Raw genomic sequence first — 6,243 nt, 5'->3', positions numbered from 1 at the left:
CGAAGGAAGAAGGCGGCCGTCATACGCCGTTCTTCACGAACTACCGTCCGCAGTTCTACTTCCGCACGACGGACGTGACGGGTATCGTGACGCTTCCGGAAGGCACGGAAATGGTTATGCCTGGCGACAACATCACGGTTGACGTCGAGCTGATCGTTCCGATCGCGATGGAAGAAAAGCTGCGCTTCGCGATCCGCGAAGGCGGCCGTACCGTCGGCGCCGGCATCGTCGCTAGCATCGTCGAGTAATTCGAAGCCGGCCACTCCATCCGAGTGGCCGATTCGATGACAATAATATGATGCAAGCGGCAGTAGCCGCTTGCTTATGACATCGAAATGTTGCAAATGGCGCGCGAGCGCGATTTGCGCGCTGCTTCGGATAACGAAGCAGCCAATGAGATTAACAATAAGGTGGGCCGAAAGGTCTGAAGAAGTGGATGGGGATGCCGCAGCCGGCGTCCCCCTCGATCTTTGAAACCGGTGGTCCGCCTTAGGAAAAAGAACAATCCGTGCCCTTTTTTAGCGGCACGCGAGATAACAAAACACAAGGATAACGTCGAATGAACGGCCAAAATATCCGCATTCGCCTGAAGGCGTTCGATCACCGAATTCTCGATGCTTCCACGCGCGAGATCGTGTCGACGGCGAAGCGCACCGGTGCTAGCGTCCGGGGCCCCGTTCCGCTTCCGACTCGTATCGAGAAGTTCACGGTAAACCGGTCCCCGCACATCGACAAGAAGAGCCGCGAGCAGTTCGAGATGCGCACGCATAAGCGCCTTCTCGACATCGTTGACCCGACCCCGCAGACGGTAGACGCGCTGATGAAGCTCGATCTCGCCGCCGGTGTCGATGTTGAGATCAAGCTCTGAGACCTCTGGTCCTCGAGCTGAGTGAGAAGGATTGAACCGATGCGTTCAGGTGTGATTGCACAGAAGGTGGGAATGACCCGCGTCTATAACGACGCCGGCGAGCACGTCCCGGTAACCGTATTGCGTTTGGATGGCTGCCAGGTCGTGGCCCAGCGCACAGTAGAAAAGAATGGCTACACCGCAGTTCAGCTCGGTGCCGGCCAGGCAAAAGTTAAGAACACGACGAAGGCCCTGCGCGGTCATTTCGCCGTTGCCAGCGTTGAGCCGAAGGCCAAGCTCGTTGAATTTCGTGTTACGGATGAAAACCTGCTCGAAGTCGGCACCGAGCTCAAGGCCGCTCACTTCACGGCGGGCCAGCTCGTCGACGTGACCGGCACGACGATCGGTAAGGGCTTTGCAGGCGCTATCAAGCGTCACGGCTTCGGCGGTCTGCGCGCCACGCACGGTGTGTCGGTTTCGCACCGCTCGCACGGTTCGACCGGCTCGCGCCAGGATCCGGGCAAGGTGTTCAAGAACAAGAAGATGGCTGGTCACATGGGCCAGACTCGCGTCACGACGCAGAACCTCGAAGTGGTATCGACCGATGAAGATCGCGGTCTGATCCTCGTCAAGGGTGCAGTTCCCGGCTCCAAGGGTGCCTGGATCATCGTGCGCGACGCCGTCAAGTCGGCCGCGAAGTAAGGGAGCCAAACCAATGGAATTGAACGTCAAGACCCTCGAGGGAAAAGACGCTGGGAAGGTTTCCCTTTCTGATGCGATTTTCGGCCTCGAGCCGCGTGAGGACATCCTCGCTCGCGTCGTCCGCTGGCAGCTTGCAAAGAAGCAGCAGGGCACGCATCAGGCAAAGGGCCGCGCAGATGTAGCGCGCACCGGTGCCAAGATGTACAAGCAGAAGGGTACGGGCCGCGCTCGTCACCATTCGGCTCGCGCTCCGCAGTTCCGCGGCGGTGGTAAGGCTCACGGCCCGGTCGCTCGCAGCCACGAGCACGATCTGCCGAAGAAGGTTCGCGCCCTCGGCCTGCGTCACGCTCTGTCGGCCAAGCTGAAGTCCGAAGACGTCATCGTCATCGACAGCCTGGTTGCAGCCGATGCCAAGACCAAGGCTCTGGCCAGCACTTTCGAGACGCTCGGCCTGACCAATGCGCTCTTCATCGGTGGAGCTGAGCTCGATAGCAACTTCAAGCTCGCGGCTCAGAACATCCCGAACATCGATGTTCTGCCGATCCAGGGCATCAACGTTTATGACATCCTGCGCCGCGGCAAGCTTGTGCTGTCCAAGGCTGCAGTTGAAGCTCTAGAGGAGCGATTCAAGTGACGGATCTTCGCCATTACGATGTGATCGTTTCTCCTGCGATCACCGAAAAGTCCACGCTGGTTTCGGATAACAACCAGGTTGTTTTCAACGTTGCCAAGACCGCGACGAAGCCTGAAATCAAGGCTGCCGTCGAAGCGCTGTTCGGCGTCAAGGTTACGGCCGTCAACACTCTGCTCCGCAAGGGCAAGACCAAGCGATTTAAAGGTCTCGTCGGCAAGCAGAAGGACGTGAAGAAGGCTGTTGTGACGCTCGCCGAAGGCCAGTCGATCGACGTCTCCACCGGTCTCTGAGGAATAAGAAAATGGCATTGAAAACATTCAATCCGACGACCCCGAGCCAGCGACAGCTCGTCATTGTCGACCGCTCCTCGCTCTACAAGGGCAAGCCGGTCAAGACGCTGACGGAAGGCCTGACCTCCAAGGGTGGCCGCAACAACACCGGCCGCATCACCGTGCGTTTCCAGGGTGGCGGTCACAAGCGCAGCTATCGTCTGGTCGACTTCAAGCGTCGCAAGTTCGACGTTGAGGCATCGGTCGAGCGCATCGAATACGACCCGAACCGTACCGCTTACATCGCTCTGGTGAAGTACACGGACGGCGAACTGGCCTACATCCTCGCTCCGCAGCGTCTTGCTGCCGGCGACAAGGTCGTCGCTTCGGAAAAGGCAGTGGACGTGAAGCCGGGCAACACCATGCCGCTTCAGTTCATCCCGGTCGGCTCCATCATCCACAACGTGGAGATGAAGCCGGGCAAGGGCGGTCAGATCGCTCGTTCGGCTGGCTCCTACGCTCAGCTCGTTGGTCGTGACCAGGGCATGGCGATCCTTCGCCTGAACTCCGGCGAACAGCGCCTCGTGCATGGCAATTGCCTTGCAACGATCGGTGCGGTTTCGAATCCGGATCATGCCAACATCAACGACGGTAAGGCCGGTCGTTCGCGTTGGCGTGGCAAGAAGCCGCATAACCGCGGCGTTGTCATGAACCCGGTTGACCATCCGCACGGCGGTGGTGAAGGCCGTACCTCTGGTGGTCGCCATCCGGTGACCCCATGGGGCAAGCCGACCAAGGGCAAGCGTACGCGGTCGAACAAGTCGACCGACAAGATGATCATGCGCTCGCGCCATCAGCGCAAGAAGTAAGAGAGGAAGTCTCAAGTGGCTCGTTCAGTATGGAAAGGTCCGTTTGTTGACGGCTATCTTCTCAAGAAGGCTGAGAAGGTGCGCGAAGGCGGACGTAGCGAAGTAATCAAGATGTGGAGCCGTCGCTCCACCATCATGCCGCAGTTCGTTGGTCTCACCTTTGGTGTCTACAACGGCAGCAAGCACATTCCGGTCAGCGTCAATGAAGACATGGTCGGACACAAGTTCGGCGAGTTCGCCCCGACCCGTACCTATTATGGTCACGGTGCGGACAAGAAGGCGAAGAGGAAGTAACAATGGGCAAGGCAAAAACCGAACGCCGGCTGAAGGACAATGAAGCGCAGGCAGTTGCGCGCACGCTCCGCGTCAGCCCGCAGAAGCTCAACCTGGTCGCGGCTTCGATCCGCGGCAAGAAGGTTGATCGCGCGCTCGCAGAGCTGGAATTCTCGCGCAAGCGCATCGCTGGTGCCGTGAAGAAGACGCTCGAATCCGCGATCGCCAACGCAGAAAACAACCACGATCTCGACGTTGACTCGCTGGTCGTCGCCGAAGCTTACGTCGGCAAGTCGATCGTCATGAAGCGTTTCCACGCTCGTGGCCGTGGCCGTGCGTCTCGCATCGAGCGTCCGTTCGCGCACCTGACGATCGTCGTTCGTGAAGTGGAAGCTCAAGGGGAGGCCGCATAATGGGTCAGAAAATCAATCCGATCGGTTTTCGTCTTGGCATCAACCGTACCTGGGATAGCCGCTGGTTTGCGGACAATGCCGAGTATGGTCAGCTTCTTCACGAAGACCTGAAGATGCGTAAGTTCGTCATGAACGAACTGAAGCAGGCCGGTATCTCCAAGGTGGTCATCGAGCGTCCGCACAAGAAGTGCCGCGTCACGATCCACTCGGCTCGTCCGGGCCTGATCATCGGCAAGAAAGGCGCTGACATCGACAAGCTCCGCAAGAAGCTGTCGGACATGACGAATTCCGAAACGCACCTCAACATCGTTGAAGTTCGCAAGCCGGAAATCGACGCGACGCTGGTTGCCCAGTCGATCGCTCAGCAGCTCGAGCGTCGTGTTGCTTTCCGTCGCGCCATGAAGCGCGCCGTTCAGTCCGCGATGCGTCTTGGCGCTGAAGGCATCAAGATCACCTGCGCCGGCCGTCTCGGCGGTGCGGAAATCGCTCGTACGGAATGGTACCGTGAAGGTCGCGTGCCGCTGCATACGCTGCGCGCCGACATCGACTACGGTACGGCTGAAGCAGAAACCGCTTTCGGCATCTGCGGCATCAAGGTCTGGATCTTCAAGGGCGAAATCCTTGAGCACGATCCGATGGCCTCCGAACGCCGCGCGCTCGAGGGCGACGCCCAGGGTCCGGCTAGCCGCGATCGCGATAGAGACCGCCGCCGCGAAAACGCTTGATAGCGTTCGTGGCAGATAAGTTCGGAGAATAAGAAAATGTTGCAGCCAAAGCGTACTAAGTACCGCAAGCAATTTAAGGGCCGCATCAAGGGCGTTGCCAAGGGTGGTTCTGACCTCGCATTCGGCGAATTCGGTCTGAAGTCGCAGGAGCCTAACCGCGTCAACGCTCGTGAGATCGAAGCGGCTCGCCGCGCGATCACGCGCTACATGAAGCGCGCCGGCCGTGTATGGATCCGCGTGTTCCCGGATGTTCCGGTAACCGCAAAGCCAACCGAAGTCCGTATGGGTAAAGGTAAAGGCTCTGTCGAATACTGGGCATGCAAGGTCAAGCCCGGCCGTATGATGTTCGAGATCGATGGTGTGAGCGAAGAAATCGCTCGTGAGGCTCTGCGCCTCGGCGCCGCCAAGCTCTCGGTCAAGACGCGCTTCGTGCAGCGCATTGCAGAGTAAGGAAGAAGCTCATGAAAGCCGCAGATGTTCGCGCCCTGAGCGCCGACCAACTCAAGGATGAGCTTGCCAAGCTGAAGAAGGAGCAGTTCAATCTGCGCTTTCAGAAGGCGACCGGCCAGCTTGAAAAGTCCTCGCGCATCAACGAAGTTCGCAAGGACATCGCTCGCGTGAAAACCATTGCCCGCCAGAAGGCGGCAGAAGCAAAGGCCTAAAGGAAGAATAACATGCCGAAGCGCATTCTGCAGGGCGTCGTGGTCAGCGACAAGAACGAGAAGACGGTAGTTGTCCGCGTTGAGCGTCGTTTCGCTCACCCGCTGCTCCAGAAGACCGTTCGTCGTTCCAAGAAGTACAAGGCTCACGACGAAAACAATCAGTACAAGGTCGGCGACGTCGTTTCCATCGAGGAATGCGCGCCGATCTCCAAGGACAAGACCTGGACGGTCGTTTCCGCCCAGGCCAAGTAATAGAATTTCGCTCAGGCCCTTGCGCTTGGGCGAAATATCTGTATGAAGCACGAGCTTGGAAGCAGGACGCTCGAGAACGGGCGTTCTTTTGCTTTATTGATGACCGGTGAAGGTGACCCAGGTGGTCCCGAATGCCGGAGAAATCAGACAAGACACTAGTCCATAAGCCGGGGTAGGGGGCCGTTTGGCCCAACCATTCCGGTAACAACAAGAAGGCGACCTGACATGATTCAGATGCAAACAAACCTCGACGTGGCGGATAATTCCGGCGCACGTCGTGTCATGTGCATCAAGGTGCTGGGCGGCTCGAAGCGCAAGTATGCCTCGATCGGCGACGTTATCGTCGTTTCGATCAAGGAAGCCATTCCGCGCGGCCGTGTGAAGAAGGGTGACGTGATGAAGGCGGTTGTTGTTCGTACCGCCAAGGACATCCGTCGTCCGGATGGCAGCGTCATCCGCTTCGATACCAACGCAGCAGTCCTCATCGACAACAAGAAAGAGCCGATCGGCACCCGTATCTTCGGACCGGTTCCGCGCGAACTTCGCGCCAAGAACCACATGAAGATCATCTCGCTGGCTCCAGAAGTACTGTAAGGA

The 6,243-nt window shown here is 58.5% G+C and carries 12 protein-coding genes and 1 pseudogene; all 13 read left to right on the top strand.

The features are described 5' to 3' along the window. A pseudogene (tuf, locus tag QD357_RS02615) lies at positions 1–248 on the top strand (elongation factor Tu); the annotation flags it as partial. 311 nt (positions 249–559) lie between these two features. Beyond that, the gene (gene rpsJ / locus QD357_RS02610) at positions 560–868 is read left to right on the top strand and encodes a 30S ribosomal protein S10 (RefSeq protein ID WP_003547547.1); all 309 of its coding nucleotides are present in this window, start codon (positions 560–562) and stop codon (positions 866–868) included. A gap of 39 nt (positions 869–907) precedes the next feature. Continuing rightward, a complete protein-coding gene (rplC, locus tag QD357_RS02605; RefSeq protein ID WP_107107809.1) occupies positions 908–1,549 on the top strand; it encodes a 50S ribosomal protein L3 in 642 nt (213 codons plus the stop codon). A gap of 13 nt (positions 1,550–1,562) precedes the next feature. Further along, the gene (rplD, locus tag QD357_RS02600) at positions 1,563–2,183 is read left to right on the top strand and encodes a 50S ribosomal protein L4 (RefSeq protein WP_107107810.1); all 621 of its coding nucleotides are present in this window, start codon (positions 1,563–1,565) and stop codon (positions 2,181–2,183) included. Continuing rightward, a complete protein-coding gene (locus QD357_RS02595; protein WP_028753972.1) occupies positions 2,180–2,473 on the top strand; it encodes a 50S ribosomal protein L23 in 294 nt (97 codons plus the stop codon). The genes rplD and QD357_RS02595 overlap by 4 nt, the downstream gene beginning before the upstream one ends. Before the next feature lie 11 nt (positions 2,474–2,484). After that, positions 2,485–3,321, top strand: coding sequence for a 50S ribosomal protein L2 (gene rplB / locus QD357_RS02590; RefSeq protein ID WP_104822785.1), 837 nt, complete (start codon positions 2,485–2,487; stop codon positions 3,319–3,321). Between the two features lie 15 nt (positions 3,322–3,336). After that, positions 3,337–3,615, top strand: a complete 279-nt coding sequence (gene rpsS / locus QD357_RS02585) for a 30S ribosomal protein S19 (RefSeq protein WP_004118389.1) — start codon at positions 3,337–3,339, stop codon at positions 3,613–3,615. Between the two features lie 2 nt (positions 3,616–3,617). Next, entirely contained in the window at positions 3,618–4,007 is a 390-nt protein-coding gene (gene rplV / locus QD357_RS02580; RefSeq protein ID WP_004118391.1) for a 50S ribosomal protein L22, read from the top strand. Continuing rightward, on the top strand, positions 4,007–4,732 hold the full coding sequence (rpsC, locus tag QD357_RS02575) for a 30S ribosomal protein S3 (protein ID WP_104822786.1): 726 nt from the start codon (positions 4,007–4,009) through the stop codon (positions 4,730–4,732). Before rplV ends, rpsC begins: the two co-directional genes overlap by 1 nt. 36 nt (positions 4,733–4,768) lie before the next feature. Further along, positions 4,769–5,182, top strand: a complete 414-nt coding sequence (gene rplP, locus QD357_RS02570; RefSeq protein WP_004118395.1) for a 50S ribosomal protein L16 — start codon at positions 4,769–4,771, stop codon at positions 5,180–5,182. Positions 5,183–5,193: 11 nt separating this feature from the next. Further along, the gene (gene rpmC, locus QD357_RS02565) at positions 5,194–5,394 is read left to right on the top strand and encodes a 50S ribosomal protein L29 (RefSeq protein WP_007690763.1); all 201 of its coding nucleotides are present in this window, start codon (positions 5,194–5,196) and stop codon (positions 5,392–5,394) included. Between the two features lie 12 nt (positions 5,395–5,406). Continuing rightward, positions 5,407–5,646 (top strand): 30S ribosomal protein S17, encoded by a 240-nt coding sequence (gene rpsQ / locus QD357_RS02560; protein WP_028753969.1) that lies wholly within the window; start codon positions 5,407–5,409, stop codon positions 5,644–5,646. 225 nt (positions 5,647–5,871) lie between these two features. Further along, a complete protein-coding gene (gene rplN, locus QD357_RS02555; RefSeq protein WP_003573790.1) occupies positions 5,872–6,240 on the top strand; it encodes a 50S ribosomal protein L14 in 369 nt (122 codons plus the stop codon). Positions 6,241–6,243 lie beyond the last annotated feature (3 nt).

This window comes from Rhizobium sp. BR 317 (genome assembly GCF_047445835.1).
Lineage (GTDB): Bacteria > Pseudomonadota > Alphaproteobacteria > Rhizobiales > Rhizobiaceae > Rhizobium > Rhizobium paranaense.
This window is presented reverse-complemented; position numbering and strand designations above follow the sequence as displayed.

What these genes read in the sequence shown, in the direction of transcription:
- rpsJ (WP_003547547.1), top strand. Translation starts at nt 560, where the DNA reads ATGAACGGCCAAAATATCCGCATTCGCCTGAAGGCGTTCGATCACCGA.
- rplC (WP_107107809.1), top strand. Translation starts at nt 908, where the DNA reads ATGCGTTCAGGTGTGATTGCACAGAAGGTGGGAATGACCCGCGTCTAT.
- rplD (WP_107107810.1), top strand. Translation starts at nt 1,563, where the DNA reads ATGGAATTGAACGTCAAGACCCTCGAGGGAAAAGACGCTGGGAAGGTT.
- rplB (WP_104822785.1), top strand. Translation starts at nt 2,485, where the DNA reads ATGGCATTGAAAACATTCAATCCGACGACCCCGAGCCAGCGACAGCTC.
- rplV (WP_004118391.1), top strand. Translation starts at nt 3,618, where the DNA reads ATGGGCAAGGCAAAAACCGAACGCCGGCTGAAGGACAATGAAGCGCAG.
- rpsC (WP_104822786.1), top strand. Translation starts at nt 4,007, where the DNA reads ATGGGTCAGAAAATCAATCCGATCGGTTTTCGTCTTGGCATCAACCGT.
- rplP (WP_004118395.1), top strand. Translation starts at nt 4,769, where the DNA reads ATGTTGCAGCCAAAGCGTACTAAGTACCGCAAGCAATTTAAGGGCCGC.
- rpmC (WP_007690763.1), top strand. Translation starts at nt 5,194, where the DNA reads ATGAAAGCCGCAGATGTTCGCGCCCTGAGCGCCGACCAACTCAAGGAT.
- rpsQ (WP_028753969.1), top strand. Translation starts at nt 5,407, where the DNA reads ATGCCGAAGCGCATTCTGCAGGGCGTCGTGGTCAGCGACAAGAACGAG.
- rplN (WP_003573790.1), top strand. Translation starts at nt 5,872, where the DNA reads ATGATTCAGATGCAAACAAACCTCGACGTGGCGGATAATTCCGGCGCA.